The organism is Streptomyces sp. CRN 30, assembly GCF_034105845.1.
The window spans coordinates 13881-36965 of the sequence record NZ_JAVRHI010000073.1; the positions used below are offsets into that span (position 1 = coordinate 13881).

Annotated in this window: 24 protein-coding genes and 2 pseudogenes; 15 read left to right on the forward strand and 11 right to left on the reverse strand. The window is 74.3% G+C overall.

Going from position 1 to position 23085, the window contains the following annotated elements; genetic code table 11:
- The first annotated feature begins 159 nt into the window (after positions 1 to 159).
- Positions 160 to 1056: a glutathione S-transferase C-terminal domain-containing protein gene (locus tag UW392_RS06990; RefSeq protein WP_320773994.1), complete on the forward strand. Its 897-nt coding sequence runs from the start codon at positions 160 to 162 to the stop codon at positions 1054 to 1056.
- Positions 1057 to 1200: 144 nt separating this feature from the next.
- On the opposite strand, the gene UW392_RS06995 is transcribed toward UW392_RS06990, so the two are convergent.
- From UW392_RS06995 to UW392_RS07025, 8 genes are all read right to left on the reverse strand, one after another.
- Positions 1201 to 2103 (reverse strand): ABC transporter permease, encoded by a 903-nt coding sequence (locus UW392_RS06995; RefSeq protein ID WP_320773995.1) that lies wholly within the window; start codon positions 2101 to 2103, stop codon positions 1201 to 1203.
- Positions 2090 to 2887, reverse strand: a complete 798-nt coding sequence (locus UW392_RS07000; protein ID WP_320773996.1) for an ABC transporter ATP-binding protein — start codon at positions 2885 to 2887, stop codon at positions 2090 to 2092. Before UW392_RS07000 ends, UW392_RS06995 begins: the two co-directional genes overlap by 14 nt.
- A gap of 74 nt (positions 2888 to 2961) precedes the next feature.
- Positions 2962 to 4068 carry an aliphatic sulfonate ABC transporter substrate-binding protein gene (locus UW392_RS07005; RefSeq protein WP_320773997.1) on the reverse strand — a complete coding sequence of 369 codons (1107 nt, stop codon included), beginning with the start codon at positions 4066 to 4068 and terminating at the stop codon, positions 2962 to 2964.
- A gap of 163 nt (positions 4069 to 4231) precedes the next feature.
- The gene (locus UW392_RS66925) at positions 4232 to 4339 is read right to left on the reverse strand and encodes a putative leader peptide (protein ID WP_414495698.1); all 108 of its coding nucleotides are present in this window, start codon (positions 4337 to 4339) and stop codon (positions 4232 to 4234) included.
- A 138-nt stretch (positions 4340 to 4477) separates the two neighbouring features.
- Positions 4478 to 4936, reverse strand: coding sequence for an Rrf2 family transcriptional regulator (locus UW392_RS07010; protein ID WP_320773998.1), 459 nt, complete (start codon positions 4934 to 4936; stop codon positions 4478 to 4480).
- Between the two features lie 136 nt (positions 4937 to 5072).
- Complete coding sequence (locus tag UW392_RS07015) at positions 5073 to 5537, reverse strand: DUF3618 domain-containing protein (protein WP_320773999.1); 465 nt, start codon at positions 5535 to 5537, stop codon at positions 5073 to 5075.
- Positions 5534 to 5983 carry a phage holin family protein gene (locus tag UW392_RS07020; RefSeq protein WP_414495701.1) on the reverse strand — a complete coding sequence of 150 codons (450 nt, stop codon included), beginning with the start codon at positions 5981 to 5983 and terminating at the stop codon, positions 5534 to 5536. The genes UW392_RS07015 and UW392_RS07020 overlap by 4 nt, the downstream gene beginning before the upstream one ends.
- A gap of 144 nt (positions 5984 to 6127) precedes the next feature.
- Positions 6128 to 6427: a hypothetical protein gene (locus UW392_RS07025; RefSeq protein WP_320774000.1), complete on the reverse strand. Its 300-nt coding sequence runs from the start codon at positions 6425 to 6427 to the stop codon at positions 6128 to 6130.
- 270 nt (positions 6428 to 6697) lie between these two features.
- Between UW392_RS07025 and UW392_RS07030 the strand changes: the two genes are divergently transcribed.
- Positions 6698 to 8851, forward strand: coding sequence for a SpoIIE family protein phosphatase (locus UW392_RS07030; protein ID WP_320774001.1), 2154 nt, complete (start codon positions 6698 to 6700; stop codon positions 8849 to 8851).
- A gap of 16 nt (positions 8852 to 8867) precedes the next feature.
- Here UW392_RS07030 and UW392_RS07035 read toward each other — a convergent pair whose 3' ends face one another.
- Complete coding sequence (locus UW392_RS07035) at positions 8868 to 9194, reverse strand: helix-turn-helix transcriptional regulator (protein WP_320774002.1); 327 nt, start codon at positions 9192 to 9194, stop codon at positions 8868 to 8870.
- Between the two features lie 169 nt (positions 9195 to 9363).
- Between UW392_RS07035 and UW392_RS07040 the strand changes: the two genes are divergently transcribed.
- The 4 genes from UW392_RS07040 to UW392_RS07055 all read left to right on the forward strand — a co-directional run bounded on the left by UW392_RS07040 (position 9364) and on the right by UW392_RS07055 (position 14202).
- Complete coding sequence (locus UW392_RS07040; protein ID WP_320774003.1) at positions 9364 to 9708, forward strand: STAS domain-containing protein; 345 nt, start codon at positions 9364 to 9366, stop codon at positions 9706 to 9708.
- A gap of 293 nt (positions 9709 to 10001) precedes the next feature.
- Entirely contained in the window at positions 10002 to 10793 is a 792-nt protein-coding gene (locus UW392_RS07045; protein ID WP_320774004.1) for a class I SAM-dependent methyltransferase, read from the forward strand.
- Positions 10790 to 13339, forward strand: coding sequence for an amidohydrolase family protein (locus UW392_RS07050; RefSeq protein ID WP_320774005.1), 2550 nt, complete (start codon positions 10790 to 10792; stop codon positions 13337 to 13339). Before UW392_RS07045 ends, UW392_RS07050 begins: the two co-directional genes overlap by 4 nt.
- Positions 13340 to 13998: 659 nt before the next feature.
- Positions 13999 to 14202 (forward strand): DUF5302 domain-containing protein, encoded by a 204-nt coding sequence (locus UW392_RS07055; protein WP_320774006.1) that lies wholly within the window; start codon positions 13999 to 14001, stop codon positions 14200 to 14202.
- Positions 14203 to 14298: 96 nt separating this feature from the next.
- Here UW392_RS07055 and UW392_RS07060 read toward each other — a convergent pair whose 3' ends face one another.
- Positions 14299 to 14802, reverse strand: a complete 504-nt coding sequence (locus tag UW392_RS07060) for a DinB family protein (RefSeq protein ID WP_320774007.1) — start codon at positions 14800 to 14802, stop codon at positions 14299 to 14301.
- A gap of 103 nt (positions 14803 to 14905) precedes the next feature.
- Between UW392_RS07060 and UW392_RS07065 the strand changes: the two genes are divergently transcribed.
- The 6 genes and pseudogenes from UW392_RS07065 (at position 14906) to UW392_RS07090 (ending at position 18654) form a co-directional block, all read left to right on the forward strand.
- Positions 14906 to 15640 (forward strand): phosphotransferase, encoded by a 735-nt coding sequence (locus UW392_RS07065; RefSeq protein ID WP_320774008.1) that lies wholly within the window; start codon positions 14906 to 14908, stop codon positions 15638 to 15640.
- A gap of 332 nt (positions 15641 to 15972) precedes the next feature.
- Positions 15973 to 16368 (forward strand): DUF485 domain-containing protein, encoded by a 396-nt coding sequence (locus tag UW392_RS07070; RefSeq protein WP_320774009.1) that lies wholly within the window; start codon positions 15973 to 15975, stop codon positions 16366 to 16368.
- Positions 16365 to 17993 (forward strand): cation acetate symporter, encoded by a 1629-nt coding sequence (locus UW392_RS07075; RefSeq protein WP_320774010.1) that lies wholly within the window; start codon positions 16365 to 16367, stop codon positions 17991 to 17993. The genes UW392_RS07070 and UW392_RS07075 overlap by 4 nt, the downstream gene beginning before the upstream one ends.
- Positions 17960 to 18178, forward strand: a pseudogene (locus tag UW392_RS07080) (VOC family protein); the annotation flags it as partial. The gene UW392_RS07075 and the pseudogene UW392_RS07080, both read left to right, overlap by 34 nt.
- A 15-nt stretch (positions 18179 to 18193) precedes the next feature.
- Positions 18194 to 18375 (forward strand): annotated as a pseudogene (locus tag UW392_RS07085) (alpha/beta hydrolase); the annotation flags it as partial.
- Positions 18376 to 18414: 39 nt separating this feature from the next.
- Positions 18415 to 18654: a hypothetical protein gene (locus UW392_RS07090; protein WP_414495708.1), complete on the forward strand. Its 240-nt coding sequence runs from the start codon at positions 18415 to 18417 to the stop codon at positions 18652 to 18654.
- On the opposite strand, the gene UW392_RS07095 is transcribed toward UW392_RS07090, so the two are convergent.
- Positions 18594 to 19319, reverse strand: coding sequence for an alpha/beta fold hydrolase (locus UW392_RS07095; RefSeq protein ID WP_320774011.1), 726 nt, complete (start codon positions 19317 to 19319; stop codon positions 18594 to 18596). The two genes, UW392_RS07090 and UW392_RS07095, sit on opposite strands and share 61 nt — an antisense overlap.
- Positions 19320 to 19478: 159 nt before the next feature.
- Between UW392_RS07095 and UW392_RS07100 the strand changes: the two genes are divergently transcribed.
- The 3 genes from UW392_RS07100 to UW392_RS07110 all read left to right on the forward strand — a co-directional run bounded on the left by UW392_RS07100 (position 19479) and on the right by UW392_RS07110 (position 23082).
- Positions 19479 to 20318, forward strand: a complete 840-nt coding sequence (locus UW392_RS07100) for a helix-turn-helix transcriptional regulator (RefSeq protein ID WP_320774012.1) — start codon at positions 19479 to 19481, stop codon at positions 20316 to 20318.
- Positions 20319 to 20672: 354 nt separating this feature from the next.
- Positions 20673 to 21950 (forward strand): TfuA-like protein, encoded by a 1278-nt coding sequence (locus UW392_RS07105; RefSeq protein WP_320774013.1) that lies wholly within the window; start codon positions 20673 to 20675, stop codon positions 21948 to 21950.
- Positions 21940 to 23082: a YcaO-like family protein gene (locus UW392_RS07110; RefSeq protein WP_320774014.1), complete on the forward strand. Its 1143-nt coding sequence runs from the start codon at positions 21940 to 21942 to the stop codon at positions 23080 to 23082. Before UW392_RS07105 ends, UW392_RS07110 begins: the two co-directional genes overlap by 11 nt.
- Positions 23083 to 23085 lie beyond the last annotated feature (3 nt).

Here is a 23085-nt window from a genome sequence, read left to right on the forward strand (position 1 = left end):
CCCCTCCTCACCTCCCGCCGCCACATCGACCTGCTGCGTGTCTGCAGCGCGGCGAGCCGCACGCGCTGAGCCCGGCGCCGCCTCCTCGCCGCACCCGGGTCCGCGCCGACGCCGCCGCGCGCCCGAGCACTGTTCCGAGAGCCGTCCACAGGGAGAGACATGCCCGCGATGCCCCCGCCAGCCGTGCCGTCGCCCCCCGGAGCCACCCCGCCCTTCCGGGGCAGGATCGGCCGGGACGCCCGCAGCGGTCACTACGCCGTGCCCCGCCGCTACCGCCTGCACCTCTCACCGGCCTGCCCGCACTGTCTGGGCATCGCCATCACCCACAGCCTCCTCGGCCTCCACGACGTCCTGCCGGTGACCATGCTCCCCGCCGTGCCCGACGAGAGCGGCGGCGGCCACTCGGCGCTGCGGCCCCTGTACGAGGCCAGCTCCCACCGCCACCCGGGACCGGCCACCGCGCCCGTGCTCAGCGACGACTGGACCGGCCGCATCGTCAGCACCCACACCCCCGACATCCTGCGCGACCTCGCCCGGCACTTCGGCGCGGACGGCCGCGGGGGCCCCGCGCTGTACCCGCACGGCGCGGAGGCGGAGACGGATGCCGTACGGCACCTGTGCGAGCAGGGGATCAACGAGGCGGCGCAGGCGGCCGGGGACGCCGGCACCGACGAGGCGGAGCGCGCGGCGTCCCTCGCCTCCCTGCTGCGCGTACTGGACTCCCTGGAATGGCGGCTCTCCTCCGGGCCGTACCTCCTCGGCGACGGCCTCACCGCCGCCGACGTCCATCTGTGGGTGACGCTGGTCCAGCTCGACACGGTGCACCGGCGGCACCTGGACGCCGCCGCCGTGCACCGGATCGCCGGTCATCCGCGGCTGTGGGCCTACGCCCGGCGCCTCGCCGCGCACCCGGCCTTCGGCGGCAGCCTGGACCTCGACGCCATCGCCCGCCGGCACGACGCCCACTGCCGCGGACCGGAGGCCGCCGGGGCGGCGCTGCACATCCTGGACTGGACCGTGCCCGCCTGCGCCGACGTCCCGGCCGAGGCGGTCTGAGCCGGTACGGACACGAGTCACCGGCCGTATGACGAGTCACCGGCCGTGAGACGAGTCACCGGCCGCACAACGAGGCACCGGCCGCGCGGAGGCGGTGACGCCCCGCACGGCCGGTGCCCGGCACGGTACTTCGACCTGGTCGGTTCAGCGCGTGACCAGCAGCCCCCGCCCGCGCAGCACCCGGCGCTCCAGCGGGCTGAAGACCAGCAGATCGACGGCGATGCCCACGACCAGGATCAGCAGGATCGCCAGGAACACCTGCGACATGCTGGAGTTGTTCCGTCCGTTCTCCAGCAACTGGCCCAGTCCGATGCCCAGATCGGGCGAGGACGCGATGATCTCGGCCGCCATCAGCGACCGCCACGAGAACGCCCAGCCCTGCTTGAGACCGGCGAGGTACCCGGGCAGCGCGGCCGGCATCACGATGTGCCGGGCGCCGCTCAGCCCCGTCGCGCCCAGGGTCCGCCCGGCGCGCAGGAACAGCGGCGGGATCTGGTCCACCCCGGCCACCAGCCCGTTGGCGATGGACGGCACGGCGCCCAGCAGGATCACCGCGTACATCATCTTGTCGTTGAGCCCCAGCCAGATCACGGCCGGCGGCACCCACGCCACGGACGGCAGGGACTGCAGCCCGGACAGGATCGGCCCGATCGCGGCCCGCACGAACTTCACCCGGGCGACCAGGAGTCCCAGCGGCGTCCCGATGACCAGCGCCAGCAGGAAGCCCAGCAGACCCCGGGAGACGGACGTCCAGATGTAGTCGAGCAGGGTGCCCTCCAGCCACGCGGTGGACACCTCGTCCCACACCGCGGACGGCGACGGCAGTTTGTACTCCGGGGCGACCTCCGCCCACACCAGTACCTGCCAGACCACCAGGACCAGCAGGACGGCGGTGACGGGCGGCAGCACCTTGCGCAGCAGGGTCTCGCGCAGCGGCGTACGGCCGACCTGCACCGTGTCCAGTGCGTCGAGCCCGGCCTCCAGGCCGGCCAGGTCCTGCGACGCCTCGTCGTGCTTCGGCGCCGGATCGGTGTCAGTGCTGGCCATGGCGGCGGATCTCCCCCCGTAGTTCCTCGGTGATCTCGGCGGACAGCTCGGCGACCGCGCTGTCCTCCAGGCGGCGCGGCTGCGGGATGCCGACCGTCCAGGACCGGGCGATCCGCCCCGGCCGCGACGACAGCAGCACGACCCGCTGGGCCAGCCGCACCGCCTCGCGCACGTTGTGCGTGACGAACAGCACCGACAGGCCGGTCTCCCGCCAGATCCGGGTCAGTTCGTCGTGCAGCACGTCCCGGGTGATGGCGTCGAGCGCCGCGAAGGGCTCGTCCATCAGCAGCAGCCTGCTGTCCTGGGCGAGCGCACGGGCCAGCGCCACACGCTGCCGCATGCCGCCGGAGAGTTCGTGCACCCGCTTGCCGTACGCGCCCCGCAACCGCACCAGTTCGAGCAGCCGCTCCGCCTCCGGCCCGCGCTCGGGCTTGGTCACCCCGCGCATCTTCAGGGCGAGTTCGATGTTCTTGCCCGCCGTCAGCCACGGGAACAGCGCGTGTTCCTGGAACATCAGGGCGGGCCGGCCGTCCGTGCTGATGGCCCCGGCGGACGGCCGGTCCAGGCCGGCCACGAGGTTCAGCAGCGTGGACTTCCCGCACCCGGAGGCTCCCAGGAGGGTGACGAACTCACCCGGCGCGACATCGAGGGTGATGTCGTCCAGGACGAGCTGCCGCCCACCGGGCGTCCCCGGCGCGGGGAAGGACTTCGAGACATGCTCGACACGGGCGGCGTGCCGGGCGGCCGTGGCCTCATCGGCGGACTTGGCGGTCGCGGTGGCCATGGTCGTCACCTCCTGGGAGCTTCATGGGAATCCGTTCGCCGTCACTCGGTCACTCGGTCACTCGGCCGACGCGGTCACTCGGTGCCGAGACCGGCGTCGTCGACCTCGGACTCGCCCTCGGCCTTGAGGACCTTGTTGAGCGGGGCGAGGTCGTAGATGCCCTTGAGGTTCGGCTGCTCCAGCAGTCCGGCCTTCACGGCGTGCTCGGCCTCGGCGTCGAGGGTGGAGGCCAGCGGGTCGTCCAGGAACGAGATGGACTCCCAGGCCGGGTCGATGACCTCGGCGGGCAGCGCCTTGCCGGAGAGCTTCTCCAGCGCCTTGTTGGCGGACGCCTTGGCCTTCTCGGAGTTGGCGCCGATCCACTCGTTGGTCTTGACCGAGCCGCGCAGCACGGCCTCGACGACGTCCGGGTGCTCCTTGAGGAACTTCTGCGACACGATGATGTTCGTGATCACGAACTTCTTGTCCGGCCACAGGTCGGACTCGTCCAGCAGCACCTTCGCGCCGTCGGCGACCAGCTTCGACGCGGTGGGCTCGGGCACCCACGCGCCGTCGACGGAACCGGACTTGTAGGCGTCCGGGGTCACCTTGTTGTCCGAGCGGACGACGGAGACGTCACCCTTGCCGCTCTGCGCGTCGACCTTCCACCCCTTCTCCGCGATCCAGTTGAGGAAGGCGACGTCCTGGGTGTTGCCGAGCTGCGGCGTGGCGATCTTCTTGCCCTTGAGGTCGTCCTCGGACTTGATCTTGTCCGGGTTGACGACGAGCTTGACCCCGCCGGAGGCCGAACCGCCGATGATGCGCAGGTTCTTGCCCTCGGACTTGGTGTAGCCGTTGATGGCGGGGGAGGGGCCGATCCAGCCGATGTCGATGGAGCCGGAGTTGAGGGCCTCGATCTCGGAGGGGCCGGCGTTGAACGTCGACGCCTTGATCTTCGTGCCGCCGAGTTCCTTCTGGAAGAGGCCCTCCTGGACCCCCACGAGCGCGGTGGCGTGGGTGAGGTTGGGGAAGTAGCCGATCTTGACCTCGTCGGCGGAGAGCTTCTTCGCATCCGCGGCGACGCCGGTCTGCTGGTCGTCGTCCTCGGACTCGGAGCCGTAGCCGCAGGCCGTCAGCAGAAGGGGAAGCGCCGCTATGGCGGCGAGGGTGCGCAGTGCGGTGAACGGTCTGGCGGCAGACACGGGAGTGTCCTTTCGGATGGCGGGTCGTGAGAGGAGCGACTGCGGAGGCACGCGGGCACGCGGGCACGACGGCGCGTGGCACCGGCACGTTCAGGCGCGGATGTGCGCGGATACGCGCGCCGGCGTGCGGAGAGGGGACGGCGATGCGGACGCCGGCCGGGTCTCAGGCGGTGGCGGTGCGACAGACGGCGCTGGACGTGCGGACGAGGTCGATGTGGAGACGGGAGGTGAGAAGGGGCAGCGATCGGCCTGCGCGGCTGAGCGTTCTCATGATCACCCCTCGAAGATTCCTAGTTTTCCCACCGGGTTGATAGGGATCGTGGCAGAAGGTGACGCCCACCCCAAGGGGTTGTTCACATAGTGGTCAGCCGCGTCTCATGAAGTGAGATTCAGGTGATCGGGCACCGCCTCAGGGGTTGGTCCAGGCCCCAGGGGTGTCGGTCAGCGCGGCGACATCGTCGGGCAGCCGGGCCGAGGCGACGTCGGCGAGGGTCACGCCGTCGAGGATCTCCCGCACGTTGGAGCGCAGCGCGATCCACAGCGGCAACAGGGACTCGGCGGGACCGCGGTAGGACAGCTCCGGGGGGCGCACGCCGCGCACCGACACCAGGGGGCCGTCCACGACGCGGATGACGTCGGCGATGGAGATGGCCGCGGCCGGCTTGGCCAGGCGGTAGCCGCCGTTGCCGCCGCGCTGACTGACCACCAGCCCGCCGCGCCGCATGTCGCTGAGGATGCCCTCCAGGAACTTGTGCGGGATGTCCTGGGCATCGGAGATGGCCTCGGCCTTCACCGGCCCGTCATCGCCCGACGCGACGAGTTGCAGCGCGGCGCGCACCGCGTAGTCCGCCCTGGCTGAGATCCGCATACGGGCATTATTCCGCACGTGGGGCCAGGTCCGTCCCCCGCCCGCGCGGGGCCGGGCCGGGAACGCCCCGCACGACGCGGACCGCCCGCCCCCGACCCGTGAGATCGAGGACGGGCGGACCCGGAACGGTCACCGGTCAGTGATCGCGACGACGCAGCGCCAGCCACAGGAACACGACCCCCGCGCCCGCGCCGGCCAGCAGCAGCGCCCGGTTGTCGCCGGCCGCCTTCGCCGACCGGGCGGCCTTCTCCCGCACCGGCTCCGGTGCCTTCTCGTGCCACATCCGGCCCGCCTGCGACGCCGCCTGGGCGGCCTTGTCCCGGACCGGCTCCGGCAGCTTCTCCTGCACCTGCTGGGCTACCTCGGCGGCCTTGGCCTTCGCCTGGCCCGCCACGGAGGCGGCCTGCTCCCGCGCCTGGCCCGCCATCGAGGCGGCCTGCTCCCGTGCCTGCGTCGCCTTCTCCTGGGCTCGGGCCTTGACGTCGGTCTTGGCCGCCAGTGCCTCCACCGTCTCGCCCAGTTCCCGGCGAGTGTGCTCCACCTGCTCGCGCAGTTCCTCAGGGCTCTGCGCGGTCGGCTCGTCGTGCGGCGGCTGGGTCATCGGTGTGCGCTCCCCTTGATCTCGGCCACGTCGGCCTTGACGTTCTCGATGGTCTGCTGCGGTGCGGGCGGGGCGGCCTTGCCGACCTGCTTCTTGCCGGTCATGGCCATCACGGCGGCGATCACCCCGAGCACCGCGGTCACGATCAGCGCCGCGGCCCACACGGGCAGCGGCACCGCCAGCGCGGCGATCGCGGTGGCCACGAGGGCCTGGAGCATCAGGAAACCGACCAGACCGGCGCCGCCGAACAGGCCACCGCCCTTGCCGTACCGCTTCCCCTTCTCCTTCATCTCGGCCTGTGCCAGCCTCAGCTCGCCGCGCACCAGCTCGGTCAGCTGCTGCGAGGCACGCTGCACCAGCTCGCCCACCGGCTCCTGCCCCGGGGCGTGACCGTCCAGCCGGTCCGTCCGCGGGGGATGCGGCTGTGTAGTCGCCACGGTGATCATCTCCCGTTCCGTTCGCCGCTCGCCGGGTCCGCCTCGTGGCGCCCGGCCTCCGTGAGCGCGCGAGTACCCCCGACGGGGCGGTTAAGGACACCCGGCGTGGCTTTGCACGACACGTTCACACACGCGACGGCCGTGGCTCCGCGCTCAGGCGGCTTCCGCCTGAGCGCCCGCCTGCTCGCCCGCCCGTTCGTCCACCCGCGCGGCCGGCTCCCCGGCCGGTTCCGTGGCCGGTTCTACGATCGGTTCTACGGTCGGTTCCTCGGCGCGGCGGTGCCGGTGCTCCGTCGCCGTGCCCCCGATCAGCCGCAGGTGCCCGCGCCGCCGCCCGTGCCGCGCCGTCGACGGACGCGACGGCGGATCGAACATCCGCGTTTCGAGACGGTCCATCCCGAAGAGCAGGAGCCCCAGAAACGGCAGCAGCAGAACGGCGACGACTATCATCACGGGCCCCTTCGAAACCGACGGCACCCCTCCGTGTGCCCCCTGTCCGCCGGGTAAGCCCCCACCGGGGGGCCGGGCGAGGTGAAGGTTCGATGACGGCGGGACGGCCGGCATCCGCCCGCCGGTCGTCCGGCGGGGGGATGCCGCGAGCGGATGGCGTCCCCGAGCGGGGGAAGTCGTACAGAACGCCGGGTTCCCGAGAGGCCCGGCGCGGACGGCGCGGGACCGCGCGCCACCGAAGAACCGCTCTCCCGGTGTCGCTGGAGGTGCCCGGTGACCGTCACCCGTCGACCGTCGGCCGGCCTCGACGCGCTGGACGCCGCCTTCGCGGAGACCGTGCGGCGCACCGGTGCCGCCGTGGGCGCCCTCTACCTGCTCGCCCCGCACGCCCCGATCCTGCGCCTCGACGCCCTGTACGGGGCGCCCGCCGAGTTCGCCGAACCGTGGGCCAGGGTGCCGCTGTCCGCCCCCGCCCCGGTCGCCGACGCCGCCCGGGAGGACCGGCTGGTCTGGGTCGGCGGCCACGAACAGATGGCGCGGTCCTACCCCCGTACCGCCGTCGCCCTGCCCTACCCGATGGCCCTCGCCGCCGCCCCCGTCACCGGCGTACGGACCTGGGGAGCGCTGCTGCTCATGTGGCCGTCCTCCCGCCCGCCGCACATGTCCGCGCGGGAACGCGGCCACATCACCTCCAGCTGCCGGCGGCTGGCCCGGCTGATCGAGGGCGCCGCCGGGCACGGCGTGCTCGCGGCGCCCGACGAGGCACCCCGGGCCGTCCCGGCCGGACCCGCCCGCCGGGAGGCCGAGACGTCCGCCGCGCAGGCCGCCGCGGACTTCGCCGAGCGGCTGCCCGGCGGCTGCTGCGCGGTGGACCTGGCGGGACGCTTCACCTACCTCAGCTCCGGCGCCTGCGAACTGCTGGGCCGCGACGCGGACCGGCTCCTCGGCACCCTGCCGTGGCAGTCCCTGCGCTGGCTCGACGACCCCGTGTACGAGGACCGCTACCGCGCCGCCGTCCTCAGCAGGGAACCGGTCTCCTTCACCGCCTGCCGTCCCCCGGGCCGCTGGCTGGACTTCCACCTCTACCCCGACACCAGCGGCATCAGCGTCCGCGTCGTGCCCAGCGGCGGCGAGCCGCCCCCGGCCCCGGCGCCGCACCGGTTCGTCCGCCCCGCCGCCCCCGCCCGCGCGGGCCGGCTCTACCAGCTCACCCACCTGGCCGCCGCGCTGGCCGAGGCCGTCGGCGTACGGGACGTGATCGAACTGGTCGCCGACCAGGTCCTGCCGGCCTTCGGCGCCCAGGGCATGCTGCTCTCCGCCGCCGACGCCGGCCGGCTGCGCGTCACCGGGTCCCGCGGCTACGACCCCGCGACCGTCGACCGCCTCGACGGCCTGCCGGTGGACAGCACCCTGACCCCGGCCGGCCGCACCCTGCGCAGCGGCGTCCCCGCCTTCTTCCCCGACCCCGACTCGCTGCGCCGCGCCTACCCCGACGCCCCGCTGATCACCGACAACCGGGCCTGGGCGTTCCTCCCGCTGGTCCTCTCCGGGCGTGCCGTCGGCTGCTGCGTCCTGTCCTACGCCGACCCGCACGACTTCCCGGCCGAGGAACGCGCCGTCCTGACCGCCCTCGCCGGCCTCGTCGCCCAGGCACTGGACCGCGCCCACCTCTACGACACCAAGCTCGACCTCGCGCAGAGCCTCCAGCAGGCGCTGCTCCCGCACACCCTGCCCGCCGTCGACGGCCTGCGCGTCGCCGCCCGCTACCTGCCCGCCACCCGGGGCATGGACATCGGCGGAGACTTCTACGACCTGATCCGGCTCGGCGACGGGTCCGCGGCGGCCGTCATCGGCGACGTGCAGGGGCACAACGCGGCGGCCGCGGCGCTCATGGGCCAGGTTCGCACCGCCGTCCACGCGGGCGCGACCCGCGGCACACCGCCCGGCGAGGTCCTCTCCAGCACCAACCGGCTCCTCACCGACCTGGAACCCGACCTGTTCACCAGCTGTCTCTACGTCCACCTCGACTTCGCCCGCGGCCGGGCGACCCTGGCCAGCGCCGGCCACCCGCCGCCGCTGGTACGGCTGCCCGACGGCCGGACCCGGCCCGCCGACGTGGTCCCGGGACCGCTGCTCGGCATCGACCCCCGCGACGTCTTCCCGCAGAGCGAGCTGCCGCTGCTGCCGGGTCTTGTGATGCTCCTCTACACCGACGGCCTCATCGAGGTGCCCGGCGTCGATCTCGACGACTCCATCGACCGTCTCGCACAGCAGCTCTCCCGGGCCGACGCGGACGACCTGGACCTGCTGATCGACCACCTCCTGGCGAAGGCCGGCTCCGGCGGGGCGCGCACCGACGACGTGGCGCTGCTGGCCCTGCGGCAGACCGCCGACGACGCGTTCAGCGCCGCCGGGGGAGCGCCCTAGGCCGGCCCAGGCCGGCCTAGGTCTTGGGGCCGCGCCGCGCGTCGTGGCTGGCCAGTATGGACAGGATGGCGGCGACGGTCAGACCGGCCTCGGCCTCGGCGGGGTGCCGTAGGGGGACGCCCGGCTCGACCCGGTAGATGTTCGACCGTCCCTGCCGCGTGTGCGAGAGGTAGCCGTCCTCCTCCAGATCGGAAATGATCTTGTGGACGGCGCGCTCGGTCAGCCGGCAGTGCGCCGCGATGTCCCGCACGCGCGTGCTCGGATCGTCGGCGATCACCGCCAGGACGCGGGCGTGATTCGTCAGGAACGTCCAGCCGGTGTGTGGCTCAGGTACTCCACCCATGACAAGCAAGTATGACGTGTGTTTCATGCATCAGTACATAGGAACTAAACTTCAGGTATCTATTGACAGGCCAAGCCGCCGGGACCGATCCTTGCATTCATACCGAGCCGGCGCCGCCCCGCTCGCCATGAGCCCGCCCGCCACGAGTGTCGAAAGGACGACATGGGCCATGACTCCGCAACCGTTCTCCGCCGTACGCTCGCTCACGCCCGACGGCGTGACCGTGGTGACGCTGCGCGGTGACATCGACCAGGACGTGGGTACCGAGGTCCGGCAGGCCCTGCTGCCCACCGGCACACCGGACCCGTTCACGGTGGTCGACCTCGCCTCGGTGTCGTTCATGGACACCGCCGGCATCAACGCCCTGATCCTGGCCCACCGCGCCGCCGCCTCCCGGGACGGCTGGATAAGGCTCGCGGCGTGTTCGCCCACGATCCTGCGCGTGCTCGACGTCCTCGGCATCGCCGGGGTCATGCGCTGCTACCCCACCGTGCAGGACGCCCTCGGCGACTGACGGACCGTCCCGGCGGCACCGTAGTGCGGCGGGTGGGGCGGGACAACCGCACATGAGGGGAGGGGGCGACCGGTGGCGGCCCCACCGGACCGGACCGGAAGCTGTCATCCGGACGGGGGGCGGTCGAAGCGCACGGTCCGGCCACGGCGCCCCCGGGCGTGCGCGCGCACCGGCCCGTGCTTCCACGCGCTCTGTCCGGGCCCCGCGACCAGCGCGCCGCTCACCCGCCACGCGGCCCACAGTGTCACTGTGCCAGTCGTCAGTGGCACGGCCCGCGAAAGGGGACCCCAGACATGGAGCCGCACAGGACCGTTCCGACGGGCGGTCTGCGGACCGACGAGGACGCCTACTACGACGCGTTCACGCTGTTCCTCTCCCACAGCGACGAGAAGGCCCTCACCCACGCCTACTTCGACGACGTGGTACGCCACCTGCCCGCGCGGCGTGTCTTCCTCGACGTGGGCGCCGGTGACGGCGTGACCTCCCGGTACGTCGGCCGCTCCTTCCGGCGCACGGTGTGCGTCGAACCGAGCGCAACCATGCGCCGGGCCATCGCCCGTGCCTGCCCCGACGCGGAGGTCGTCGCCGAACCGGTGGCGCGGGCTCGCCCCGGCGTCCTCGCCGACCTGGCGCTCCTCTCCCACGTCCTCTACTACGTCCCCCGCGCCGAGTGGGCGGCGACGGTCCGCCGCGTCCTCGGCTGGGTCGCCCCCGGCGGCACGCTGCTGGTGCTCATGCAGGACCCGGACAACCCGTCCATGCGGATGGTGCGCCACTTCACCGGCGCACGCTTCGGCCTGGCGGACCTCGCGGACGAACTCACCGCCGCCGACGGCGCCGGTGACCTCGGCGATCTGCGGCTGGAGTCCGTGCCCGCGCTCTACCGCAGCGCCGACCTGGAGGAGACGGTCACCGTCGCAGGGTTCCTGCTCAGCGTCCCCGCCCACCACCGCCCGGACCACGGCACGGAGCCCACCCGGGACGCCGTACGGGAGTACGCGCGGCGGTACTTCGCGGACGGTGACGGCACGTACCGCATCGACCACCGCCAGGACGTCCTGCGCATCCGGCGCGCCGCCACGTGAACCGGCCGGAGCGCGACGCGGGCGCACGCCGCAGGACGGACGGCGGGGTCAGCCGACGCGGCTTCCTCGGCGCGGCCGGCGCGGCGGTCGCCCTGCCGGCGGCGGTGTCCGGACCGGCCGACGCCCGTGTGTACGGCGGCCGTTCCGACGGACCCACCGTCACCTTCACGGAGGCGACCGGCGGCTCGGTCACCGGCGTCCCGGGGTGCGGCTTCCTGGTCGCCGAAGTACAGGGCGTGCTCTGGCGCGTTCCCCGCGAGGGCGGCACGGCCGTCAGGCTGAGCGAGTGGGACCTGGAGGCGACCCGCCCCGCGCTGTCGCCCGACGGCACGGCGGTGGCGCTGGTCGCCTACCGCGGCGGCGCCTTCCACCTGTGGGTGACGGGCGTCGACGGCGGCGGACCGCGGCGGCTGACCGACGGGCCGTGGGACGACCGGGGCGTGGCCTGGTCCCCCGACGGGACCCGGCTCGCCTTCTCGTCCGAACGGGGCGGCGACGACGTGACCGGCACCGCCTACGGCTTGTGGACCGTCGGCCGGGACGGCACCGGGGCACGGCGGGTGACCGGTGGCGGCCACGACGACCACGACCCGGTCTGGACACCGGACGGACGGTCGCTGGTCTGCGTACGCGCGGGGCGGCTGCCGGACGGTACGACGGACGGCGGCCGGACCCTGGTGCGGGTACCGGTCGCCGGGGGCAACGCCGAGGTACTGCACACGGTGGCCTCGGGCCGCCTCGTGGGCCCGGCCGTCTCCCCGGCCGGCCGCGTCGCCTGCGTGCACCTGTCCGGCACGGGCACCTCGCCGTCCGAGCCGGCCGCGCGCACGGTCCTGCTGGTCGACGGCCGCGCCGTCACCGACGACGAGGACCTGGCCGCGGCGCCGCCGTCCTGGCTGGACGCCCACCGGCTGCTGTACGTGGCCGACGGCCACATCCGCGTCCGCACCGTCACGACCGGGCCACCGGCCCCACCGGAAGCGACGGCGCCCGCTGCGTCGGCGGAAGCCGCGGTGCCTCCCGTGCCGGCGGGGGCCGCGGTGCCTTCTGTGTCGGCGGGGACTGCGGTGCCTCCTGTGTCGGCGGGGGCCGTGGTGCCTTCTGTGTCGGCGGGGGTCGTGGCGTCCCCCGCACCGGCGGGAGTCGTGGCGTCCCCGGCTTCCGCCGGGCCGGGGCTGCTCACCCTGGACGGTGACGGCGCAAGCACCGTTCGCCCGGCGGGTCCGGCCGGACCCCTCACGTCCCCCGCGCCGGGCGCCTCCCGCGAGCCGCTGCGCGTCCACGCCGGACAGCTCTGGGACGGCACCGGCACACCCCCGCGCCACGACGTCGACATCCTCGTCCGCGACGGCCGCGTCCACGCCGTCGAACCCCACCGCACCCGCCGGCCGGGCCACCGCACCCTCGACGCCTCCGCACAGACCGTGCTGCCCGGCCTGTTCGACAGCCACACCCACCCCTACAGCGCCACCTACGGTGCCCGGCAGCACCTCACGGCCCTCGCGTACGGCGTCACCACCACCGCCTGCCTCGGCGCCTCCCTCTACGAGGCGGTCCGGCTCCGCGAGTCCCTGGCCGGCGGCCACAGCACCGGCCCACGTCTGCTGGCCTGCGCCGAACTCATCGACGGCGCCCGCACCGCGTACAGCACGGGCCGCGCCCATCGCACCGGCGCCGGGCTGCGCCGGACCCTGGACCGGGCCACGGCGCTCGACGTCGACTTCGTCAAGACCTACGTACGGGCCTCCGGTTCCTTCATGGCGTCGGCCGCCGAAGCGGCCCACCGGCTGGGTGTGCCGTGCGGCAGCCACCTGTGCGCTCCCGGCCGGTCGGCCGGACAGGACCTGACCACCCATCTGCAGGCCACCCAGCGCCTGCCGTACGGCCACGCCACGACCCCCGCGGGCCACATCCACCAGGACCTGGTCGAGCAGTACGCGGACGGCCGCTTCGCGATGATCGCCACTCCCTTCACCGCGCAGATCCTGCTCGCCGCCGACCCCGGTCTGGCCGACGACCCCCGGGTCAGCGTCCTCATGCCGCCGTGGGACGCCGCCGCCGTCCGCGAGCGGGCGGACACCCCGGCCACGGCCGCGGAACGGCACGCGCTGGACGTCGAGATGAGCAACTACCGGCAGCTCGTCGAGGCCGGTGCCGCGCTCGCCCTCGGCACCGACGCACCGCTCGTCCCGCCCGGCCTGTCCCTGCACCTCGCGCTCCGCGCCCTGCACGCCCACGGGTTCTCCGCCGCGCGGGCCCTGCAGACCGCGACCACCGTCCCGGCCCGCCTCTTCGGAGTCGCGGCCGACCTCGGCACCGTCGAGCGGGGCAAGGCGGCCGACCTCAATCTCGTCGACGGCGACCCGTTCACCGACTTCTCCCACCTGATCCGTACCTCCGCCGTGCTGCGCGCCGGGACCCTCTACCGTCAGGCCGACCTGACCACCGCCCACCGCGCCGTCACCCGACGGCCGCCGGACCGCTCCACGTGGCTCGACGTCGCCCACCGGCTCCGGCGCGGCTCCTGCTGCGGTCCCGACGACTGACCCGGGTGACCCGGACGGACGGAAAACGCGTTGCCGCCGCCACCCCGTCCATGTCAGCGTTGCCCCGCGACTGTCGTCGACCAGCGGAGCGGACATGCTCATCCAGGACGTTCACCCGACCCCGCGGCCCGTCCCGGCCGCCTCGATCGCGGACGTTCCGGAGCACCCGCATGCCCACGCAGACCACCGCCCGCGCCGTCACGACGGCGGACCGCGGACGGCTCGTCCCCGACTCCGCCGGCCGCACGCTCGCCAGGGGTGAGCACAGCGGTCGACACAGCGGCGAATACACTGGTGAGCACACCGGTGCGGCAGCCGGTGCCGCAGCCGCCGCCGTAACCGCCGCCGCAGGAGAGAGCGGCGGCCTCGTGGTCCGCACCGACGGCGGCGCCGGCAACTTCCGCAGAACGCCGAACGGCAGAACACCGTACGGCAGAACGCCACACGGCAGGACACCGTACGGCTGCCGTCGCACCGGACCGTCCGGCGGAGCGTCGGCCACGCCCCGGCCGTCCTCCTCGCCGCCTGCCCCGCCACCCTCGCGGCGGTTCCTCAGGACCGCCGGTGCCGCGTGTGCCGGCGCGGCGACCGCCTCGCCCTCCCGGCCGCCCGACCCCCCCACCGACCCCCGTACGAACCCGCAACGAAGGAGGCACCACATGACCGACGACGTCACCCCGCAGGAGACCGAAGGTTCCGAGGAGACCAAGGAGTCCGAGGCCAAGCGCAAGTTCCAGGAGGCACTGCGGCGCAAGGCCGGCGCCAGCCGGGCCCAGCAGGCCCATCAGGAAGGACGCCAGAAGATCAAGGGGCTCAACGGGCCCAAGGGTCAGAACCGTACCTTCCGCCGCAAGTCCGGCTGACACCCGTCCGCCACCGCCCTCGGGCCGCCGTCCTCCCCGTTCCCGCGGGGAGGACGGCGACCGAGGTGCCCGGACGATGTCGATGACGGGGCGCCCTCAGACGCCCGTGACCCCGTCGAGTCGCTCCCTGATCAGGTCGGCGTGGCCGTTGTGCCGGGCGTACTCCTCGATCAGGTGGACCAGGATCCAGCGCAGCGGGGTCCGCCCGCCGCCGAGCGGGTCGTCCAGCGACGCGCCGGCGATCAGCGCCCGGCCCTTGTCGATCTCGTCCCGCCAGACGGCCGTCGCCTCGTCGAGTCCCCGGCCGGGAAGGAGCAGGAACCCGTCGGGGTTGTCCTCGCCGAACACGGGCGGCACGTCCAGGCCCGCGAAGACGCCCTGGAACCAGTGGCGTTCGACCTCCGCCAGGTGCTGGACGAGGCCCAGCAGCGTCATCGGCGACGGCGGGGCCGAGGCGGTCCGCAACCGGCCGTCGTCCAGGCCCGCGCACTTGTGGACGAGCGTCGCGCGGTGGAAGTCGAGCCACGCCTCCAGCAGAGGACGCTCGGCGGCGTGCGTCGGCGGGACGGGCCGGCCGTCCGGTGTCGTGGTCGTGGTCATGGCGGCCACCCTGGCAGCCGCGGACACGGCGCACAGCCCGCTTCCCCGCCGTTTCCCCGCCGTTTCCCGGATGCGGACGGCCGCGATCCGGCAGGGTGGGGGGATGCTCGAACTGCCCTTGCCAGGAGGCTTCGTCAACACCGTCGTCCGGGTCGGCGACACGGTCCGCCGCCCGCCCCCGGACCGCGCCGACTTCGTCCACGGACTGCTGCGGCTGCTTCAGACGCGGGACTGGCCCGGAGCGCCACGGCTCCTCGGGACGGACGAGCGGGGCCGCGACATCTTCGGCCACCTCGACGGCCACGTCGCCTGGGAGGAGCGGCAGCCCGCCGACGTCACCTCGGACGAGAGTCTGGCGGCGGCCGCCCGGCTGGTGCGCGAGTTCCACGACCTGACGGCCGGCACCCCCCTCGCCGGGGACCGGGAGGTCGTCTGCCACAACGACCTGTCGCCCAGGAACACCGTCTACCGCCCGGTCGAGGGCCGGCTCCGGCCGGTGGCCTTCCTCGACTGGGACCTCGCGGCACCGGGCCCGCGCCTCCACGATGTCGCCCACGTCTGCTGGCAGTACGCCGGGCTCGGCCCGGCCGCCGACGCCGCGGACGCGGCCCGCCGGGTCCGGCTGATCGCCGACGGCTACGGCCTCACGGACCGGCGCGACCTGGTGTCCACGGTCCTGTGGTGGCAGGACCGCTGCTGGCGCGGCATCCAGAGCGGCGCCGACGCGGGCGACCCCGCGATGCGGCGGCTGCGCGACTCGGGGACGGTCACCCGCGTGCGCAGGGCGTACCAGTGGACCGCCGATCACCGCGGCGCCCTGGAACGCGCGCTCCTCTGAGGACGGCGGGGGCGGGGAACACCCGGGCCCGGCGCGGGACGGCCCGCCACCGCGGCGGACGTAGCGGACGCCGTTCCGCCGTCCACCGGCCACCACCGCCCGGCGGACGGGTGCGTGAACACCCGTACGACATACGGGGGACGCGCGCCGCGCGGAGCGAGCCGCACAGGTCGCTCACGTCGCTCCCGCCCCAGCCGCCCCACCGGCAACATCCGAGGTCAGCGGCGCGCTCCACCCCCGCCGGGAAGTTCAATGGAAAACCCTCCGTGCGGCGTGGCACCCGCATAGCGTGCGGTCCAATGTCGGGCCCTCGCCGCGCTAGGAGACTGGGGATGTCCTACCACAGCTCGGAGCCGGACCCGGTTCGACAGCACGCCGGGCCGCCCCCCGCCGCCGGCGGACACCGCCCGGCCTCGTGGTCCGGGTACCACCGCGCCCTGCGGGTCCTGCGCCGCGCCTGCCGGTGGCAGCGGCGGGTCGCCACCCTCGCAGCCCTCGGCTACTTCGCCGTCTTCCTCACCCTCACCGTCGAGGCCCCCGCCCTCATGGCCCGCCCCGCGGCCGGCGGCCTGCCCACCGGACTGCTGCTGGCCCTGGTGCAGGTCCCGGTCACCTGGCTGGCCGTGGTCCTCTACGAGTACGCGGCGAGCCGGTACGTGGACCCGCTGGCCCGCCGGGTCGGCAGGTACGGCCGTCCGGCCGGCGGCGACGGACAGCCGCGCGGATGACGGACATCGGCGGCTCCGCGCAGTCCTGGTCCCTCGTCGCGTTCTGCAGTGTCGTCACCGTGACGCTGCTGCTGTGCGTCCTGACCGGCCCCGACCGCGACGACCTGGAGGAGTTCTACACCGGCTACCGTTCGCTGTCGCCGCTGCGCAACGGCCTGGCCGTCGCCGGTGACTACATCTCCGCCGCGACCGTCCTCACCATCGGCGGGGTCATCGCGCTGTGCGGCTACGACGGTGTCGTCCTGGCCCTCAGCACCCTCCTCTCCCTGCTCCTGCTGATGTTCCTGCTCGCCGAACCCCTGCACAACACGGGGCGGTTCACCATGGGCGACGCCCTCGCGCGGCGGATGCCCGGCCGGGCGGTGCGCGTCACGGCGTGCGTGGTCACCGTGTTGTCTCTGGTACCGATGATGATCGTGCAACTGGCGGGCGTCGGACAGCTGCTCGCCTTCATCCTCGGCTTCTCCGACAGCGCCATGAAGACCGGGTGCGTCATCGGCGCGGGGATGCTGATGATCAGTTACGCCGCCCTCGGCGGGATGAAGGGCACCGCCCTGATCCAGATCCTCAAGACGGTGATCCTGCTGGGCTCCGGACTGGTCGTCGCCTTCATCATCATGCACACGTTCGGCTGGCACCCCGGGACGATGGTCGACACGGCCGCGCGGCGCAGCGGGGCCGGTGAGGCGTTCCTGCGCTACGGGCTGCAGTTCGCCGACGGACCGCACCCCGCGGCCGACATGATCAGCACCCAGGTGGCCATCGTGCTCGGCGGTGCCTGTCTGCCGCACGTCACCATGCGCATGTACACGGCGGGCAGCCCCCGCCAGGTCCGGCGGACGATGTCCTGGGCCGTGTCGTCGGTGGCCCTGTTCATGCTGGTGATCACCGTCATCGGCATCGGCGCCACGGCTCTCGTCGGCCGGGCCGGGATCACCGCGGCGGACCCGCGCGGCAGCACGGCGTACCTGCTGGGGGCCCGCGCCGCGTTCGGCCCTGAGGTGTCCCGCGCCGAGAGCCTGCTCTTCTCCACGGTCACCACGGCGATCTTCCTCACCCTCCTGGCGTCCGTCGCCGGGATGACGCTGGCCTGCGCCAACTCCCTCGCCCACGACGTCGCCGCCTCCCGCCGAGCGGGCCTCGCGCCGATGAAGGAGATGACGCTGGCCCGCGTCTCGGCGCTGATCGTCGGGGTGCCGGTGGTGGTGCTGGCCGCCCTCGCCCAGCACCGCAGCCTCCAGCCGCTGGCGACCCTCTCCTTCTGCATGGGCGCCTCCGCCATCGCTCCCGCGCTGGTCTACACGCTGTTCTGGCGGCGGTTCGGCCGCACCGGCCTGCTGGCCACCCTGATCGGCGGCTCGGTCACCACGCTGGTCCTGATGTCCGGCACCCGGCTGGTCTCCGGCTCCCCGACCTCCGCCTTCCCGGAGATCGACTTCAACTGGTTCCCGTTCTCCACGACCGCCCTGGTGTCGGTGCCCGCGGGCTTCGCCTGCGGCTGGCTCGGCACCCTCCTGGCCGGACGGCGGGCCGCCCAGCGCGAACGCGACCGGTACGCCGCCCTCGAACACCTGGTCCTCGCCGGCCCCCCGCGCCGCCGGCCGGGGTGGAGCCCCGACGACTGACCCACGGGGCGGGCCCCGACACCACCGAGGAGCAACAGGCCGAGGTACGGCGGCTGATCGGCCTCGGTGCCCGCGCCGTCGACTGGGACCTGTACCCGGCCGACCCCGACTTCGTGGTCCTCGCCGACCCCGACGGCAACCTCTTCTGCGTCGTCGACCTCAGCAGCGCCCCCAGTGGTGGGTGATGTGCGGTCTTCGTGACCGTCGAGGACATCGACGAACTGCTGGCGTCACTGGAGTCCGACTACCTCGGCTGGTCCTCCGCGACGGCCCCGGTCGTCATGGGCAACCCCGACCGGCCCGAGCTGGGCCAGGAACTGCCAACAGCTTCTGCGCCACCGACCCGGACATCCCGCGCGCCGGGGGAGCCGCCGAGTTCCTGCGCACCCCCGGCGACACCCTGCTGCTGTACACGGACGGCCTGACCGAGGCGCGCAGCGGCCGCGCGCGGGACGGTTTCTACGGCGAGGAGGCGCTGCGGGCCTACGCCGTGACGCACGCGCCCGGCGGCCCCGGAGGGATGATCGCCGCGCTGACCGGTCCGCTGGACAGCTTCGGCGACGGCCTGGACGACGACACCGCGCTGCTCGCCCCCGGCCCTCAGGCCAGTTCGAGCAGCAGCCCGGTCAGTTCCTCGGGCGCGGTGACCATGCAGTCGTGACCGGCGGCCAGCTCCCGCACCCACGACGGGGAACCGTCGGCCTGCACCGCAGGCACCGGCCGCCGGTCGAACCCCTCCGGCTTGCCCACCGTGCAGTGGATGTGCGCCCGCGCGACCGTCCGGGCCCGGGGGTCGCGCAGCCGGACCGGCTGCTGGAGGCAGCGCACCGGATGGTCCGACAGCATCGAGCGCACCCAGGCCACGTCCGCCGGGTCGGTGATCCCGAAGAGCCCCGCAGGCGGCGGCAGCTCCGGCAGCGGCGGTACCCGCCAGCCGCTCTCCGAGCGCAGGGCCGCGTCGATCAGCCGCCGGGTCACCGGCATCACGTCGGCCGCCGTCTCCCCGTCCTCGGGCACCATCGCGTCGAGGTACACCAGCCGGGCGAGCCGCTCCGGGACCCGTTCGGCCACGGCCGTGACGACCAGCCCCGCGTAGCTGTGACCGACGAGCACCACGTCGGTCAGGTCCTCCTCGGCGATCAGACCGGCGATGTCCTCGACGTGCGTGTCCAGACCGACCTCCGGGCCGAGCAGGTGCGCCTTGTCGCCGTAACCGGTCAGCGACGGCGCGAGGACCCGGTGACCGGCGGCCGTCAGCAGCGGCACCACCCGCTCCCAGCACCGTCCCTCGTGCCACGCGCCGTGCACCAGTAGATAAGTCGACATAGCGTTTCTTGCCTTTCGTGGGGTACGCCGGTCCCGGCCCGGTACGGGCCGCCGGCCGCCGCCCACGCTGCCGGGCGCCGCGCGGCCGGCCCAGAGCCCCGGTGATCCTGGGGGTGACAGGACCAGGCACCCGGCGCCCGCGCGCACTACGGTGGACGGATGTCCGATGCACCGAACCCGCTGGGCGAGTACGTACGCGCGCGGCGCGAGCTCGTCACCCCGGAGCAGGCCGGCATCCCCGCCGCGGGCACCCGTCGGGTGCCGGGACTGCGCCGGGAGGAGGTCGCGATGCTCGCCGGTATCAGCGCCGACTACTACCTCCGCCTGGAACAGGGCCGCGACCGCAACCCCTCCGCGCAGGTCCTCGAAGCGCTCGCCCGCGTCCTGCGGCTCGACGACGACGCCACCGCCCACCTGCTGCGCCTCGGCGCCGCCGCGTCCGGGCGGCGGACCCGCCGGCCCCGGGCGCACACCGTCCCGGCGGGTATCGCCCAGCTCGTCGCCACGCTCCACCTGCCCGCCGTCCTGGAGGACCGCCGCTTCGACATCGTCGCGGCCAACCCCTTGGCGACGGCGCTCTCACCCCGGCTCGCCGAAGGCTCCAACCGCCTGCGCGACCTCTTCCTCGACCCCGAGGAGCGCGCCTTCCACCCGGACTGGGAGGACGTCACCGCGGGCGCGGTCGCCGTCTTCCGCGAGGCGGCCGGCATCGACACGGACGACCCCCGGACCGTGGAACTCGTGGCCGAGCTGACCCACGCCAGCCCGCGGTTCCGCCACCTGTGGGCCCGCCACGACGTACGGGCGTGCGAGGGCGGCCCGCTGCGCCTCACCCACCCGCAGCTCGGCGAGGTCCGGCTCAACCGGGAGAAGCTCGACGTCGGCGGCACCGACGGCCTGACTCTCCTCGTCCTGCACCCGGACCCCGGCACCACCGACGCCGACAAGATGGCGCTCCTCGCCTCCGCGGCCCGCACCCCGGCCCGAACCGGCGGCTAGACCCGCCTGCGGCCCTCCCCGCCCGCTGAACCCGCGGACCGGCCTTCGAAAGCGCGTACCGAAGGCCACGGGAGGCCGCCCCGCGCCGGCCCGTCGGCAACACCTACCGCCGGCCACCGAAACCGGACACCGCCCGCTGGACGTGCGGACCGGCCACCGGGAGAGTCGTGTGCCGGGCGCCGGGGGTGCGCAGCGGTTCGTGGTGTGGGGGTGCGGCGGTGCATCCGGTGGCGCCGCTTCCCGGGAAGCACCTGCCGGAGGTGAAAGCCCCACCGGGTCCGGTGCGCGCACGCACCGTTTCCGGCGGCCCGCTTCCACCGCGACCCTGCCGCCCCGGACGAGAGCCTCGCCCTCATGATCCACGTGTACGTCGGTCCGACCCTCCCGCCCGACGAACCCCTGCTGCGCGGCCCCGCCGTGCGCGTCCGCCCGCCCGCCCGCCACGGCGACCTGCTGCACGACGCCATAGCGGGCACCGACACGGTGGTCGTCATCGACGGCCTGCGCCGCCCCGGGGCGGCCCTGCGCCACGAGGAGGTACTCACCGTCCTCACCCGCGGCGTCCGCGTCATCGGCGCGGGCGGCGTCGGCGCGCTGCGCGCCGCCGAACTCCACGGCTACGGCATGGAAGGCGTCGGCCGGATCTTCCGCGGCTACCTGTCCGGCCGGCTGACCGGCGACGACGAGGTAGCGGCCGGCCCCGACCCCGACGACGGCGGCACCGCGGCCACCTGGGCCCTGGTCGACCTGCGCTACGTCCTCGGCCTCGCCGTACAGGACGGCGTCGTCCCCCAGGACACGGCCGACACCCTGCTCCGCGCGGGGGCGGACGTCTACTACGCGCGACGTACCCGGGCCGTGCTCGACGCCCTGTGCGCGCGGCACGGAGCCACCGCCCTGACCGAGTGGATCGCCGAACGCCGCCGACAGGACCCGTACTTCGGTGGGCTGAGACGGCTCGACGCCCTCAAGGCGCTGCGCGCGGCCCGCTCGGGGATCGCGCCGACCGTCCGCGCCGGAGTCCCCGACGGCCCGTGGCCGACCGCCGGTCACCGCGGCCGGCAGGCACACGCCGCCACCGTCGGCGTCGACGGCCTCACGCTGCCGACCGGGCTCCGCGTCGCCTACCAGCAGGTCTTCGACCCCGACTTCCCCGAGGTGTGGCACGCCCACCTCGACCGCCTCTCCCGCGAACCCGGCGACGGCGCCTCCGGCCTGCCGCTGGCGGAACGTCTGCGCCGGCTCACCGGCGACTCCGGTGGCGCGCCCCCCGCGTACGCCGTCTTCCGTATCCCCGTCGACCTCACCGACGACGCCACCGTCACCCGCCTCCTGGCGCACGAGACGGAGCCCGACCGAATGGCCGTGGCCCGCTGCGCCGCCGAGACCGCCGCGCTCCGCCGCGACCGGCCGGGTCTCGTCCTCGCGTCGATCCACGACCGCGAGGCGTCCCGAGCGCTGGAGAGCCTCTGGCGGTGCCCCGCGGCGCGCCTGGAACACGCCGCGGCCGCCCGCGGCTTCGACAGTGCCGCCCAGGCGGCCGAGACGATGAAGATCTTCCTCATCGGCCTGCCGCACGATCCCGAGCAACCGCCCGGACGAGCCGAGGAGCCGGCCGCCCATGTCCACTGACCTCCTCCACCTCGACGGCACCGTCCGCGCCCGCGACCCCGAGGACACCTGGCGGGCCCTGGTCCCGCGGCTGGCCGACTACGGCATCACCCGTGTCGCGGACCTGACCGGCCTGGACCACCTGGGTCTGCCCGTATGGGTGGCCCACCGGCCCACCGCCGCCGCCCTCACCGTCTCCCAGGGCCGGGGAGCGACGTCCCGGCTCGCCGCGGTCGCCGCCGCGATGGAGGCCGTCGAACGGTGGCACGCCGAGCAGCAGCCGACCGTCGACGTCCACGGCAACGCCGGTGAGATCGGCCTCGACCACCCGCTCGACGCGCTGCCGCTGCGGGTCCCCCCGCAGTCGATGCGGGACCTGCGCGGTCTCGGCCGCGTCCCGCAGGACTGGACGGCCGGACAGGGCCTGCTCACCGGCCGCCTGCTGCACGTGCCCTCCGGCCTCGTCTCCCGTGCCCCCGGCCCGCTGTGGGCACCGGGGCTGTGGCGTGCCACGAGCACCGGACTGGCCTGCGGCAACACCTGGCACGAGGCGGTCGCGCACGGCCTGTTCGAGGTGATCGAGCGGCACGCGCTGCACGTCGACGAGCAGGCCGGCGGCCACTTACGGACCCCCGTCGACCCGGACAGCGTCGAGAGCCCCTACGCCCGCCGTCTCGTCGACCGGCTGGACGACCGGGGCGCGCTGGTCCGGCTGTACAGCGTCGGCAACGCCTTCGGGCTGCCGGTGTGCCTGGCCGGGGTGTGGTCCGAGGACTACCCGGCGTGGTTCGTCGGGGCCGGCTGCCACCTCGACCCGCACATCGCCCTGACCCGTGCCCTCACCGAGGCGGCCCAGGCCCGCCTCACCAGCATCGCCGGGCTCCGCGACGACCTGCCCAGCCGGGCCGTCTTCACCGACCCGCAGCCCGCGGACCCGCCGTCCAGGGAGCAGCCGAGCAACTGGACGGCCCTGCTGCGCACCTGGCCGACGCCGGCCGACTACACCCTCGCCGACCTGGTCCGTACCGCCGCCGAACGGCTGCGCCGGGTCACCACGTACGAACCCGTCGCGGTGACCCTCTCCCGGCCCGACGCCCCGGTCGACGCGGTGAAGGTCGTCGCACCCGGCGCCCGCGGCGGCGCCCGCGACTGAACG

Bases quoted from the DNA above. Each gene is read 5' to 3' on its own strand.
- UW392_RS06990 (WP_320773994.1), top strand. From the start codon at position 160: ATGCCCGCGATGCCCCCGCCAGCCGTGCCGTCGCCCCCCGGAGCCACC.
- UW392_RS06995 (WP_320773995.1), bottom strand. From the start codon at position 2,103: ATGGCCAGCACTGACACCGATCCGGCGCCGAAGCACGACGAGGCGTCG.
- UW392_RS07000 (WP_320773996.1), bottom strand. From the start codon at position 2,887: ATGGCCACCGCGACCGCCAAGTCCGCCGATGAGGCCACGGCCGCCCGG.
- UW392_RS66925 (WP_414495698.1), bottom strand. From the start codon at position 4,339: ATGAGAACGCTCAGCCGCGCAGGCCGATCGCTGCCCCTTCTCACCTCC.
- UW392_RS07010 (WP_320773998.1), bottom strand. From the start codon at position 4,936: ATGCGGATCTCAGCCAGGGCGGACTACGCGGTGCGCGCCGCGCTGCAA.
- UW392_RS07015 (WP_320773999.1), bottom strand. From the start codon at position 5,537: ATGACCCAGCCGCCGCACGACGAGCCGACCGCGCAGAGCCCTGAGGAA.
- UW392_RS07020 (WP_414495701.1), bottom strand. From the start codon at position 5,983: ATGATCACCGTGGCGACTACACAGCCGCATCCCCCGCGGACGGACCGG.
- UW392_RS07035 (WP_320774002.1), bottom strand. From the start codon at position 9,194: ATGGGTGGAGTACCTGAGCCACACACCGGCTGGACGTTCCTGACGAAT.
- UW392_RS07040 (WP_320774003.1), top strand. From the start codon at position 9,364: ATGACTCCGCAACCGTTCTCCGCCGTACGCTCGCTCACGCCCGACGGC.
- UW392_RS07045 (WP_320774004.1), top strand. From the start codon at position 10,002: ATGGAGCCGCACAGGACCGTTCCGACGGGCGGTCTGCGGACCGACGAG.
- UW392_RS07055 (WP_320774006.1), top strand. From the start codon at position 13,999: ATGACCGACGACGTCACCCCGCAGGAGACCGAAGGTTCCGAGGAGACC.
- UW392_RS07060 (WP_320774007.1), bottom strand. From the start codon at position 14,802: ATGACCACGACCACGACACCGGACGGCCGGCCCGTCCCGCCGACGCAC.
- UW392_RS07065 (WP_320774008.1), top strand. From the start codon at position 14,906: ATGCTCGAACTGCCCTTGCCAGGAGGCTTCGTCAACACCGTCGTCCGG.
- UW392_RS07070 (WP_320774009.1), top strand. From the start codon at position 15,973: ATGTCCTACCACAGCTCGGAGCCGGACCCGGTTCGACAGCACGCCGGG.
- UW392_RS07075 (WP_320774010.1), top strand. From the start codon at position 16,365: ATGACGGACATCGGCGGCTCCGCGCAGTCCTGGTCCCTCGTCGCGTTC.
- UW392_RS07095 (WP_320774011.1), bottom strand. From the start codon at position 19,319: ATGTCGACTTATCTACTGGTGCACGGCGCGTGGCACGAGGGACGGTGC.
- UW392_RS07100 (WP_320774012.1), top strand. From the start codon at position 19,479: ATGTCCGATGCACCGAACCCGCTGGGCGAGTACGTACGCGCGCGGCGC.
- UW392_RS07105 (WP_320774013.1), top strand. From the start codon at position 20,673: ATGATCCACGTGTACGTCGGTCCGACCCTCCCGCCCGACGAACCCCTG.
- UW392_RS07110 (WP_320774014.1), top strand. From the start codon at position 21,940: ATGTCCACTGACCTCCTCCACCTCGACGGCACCGTCCGCGCCCGCGAC.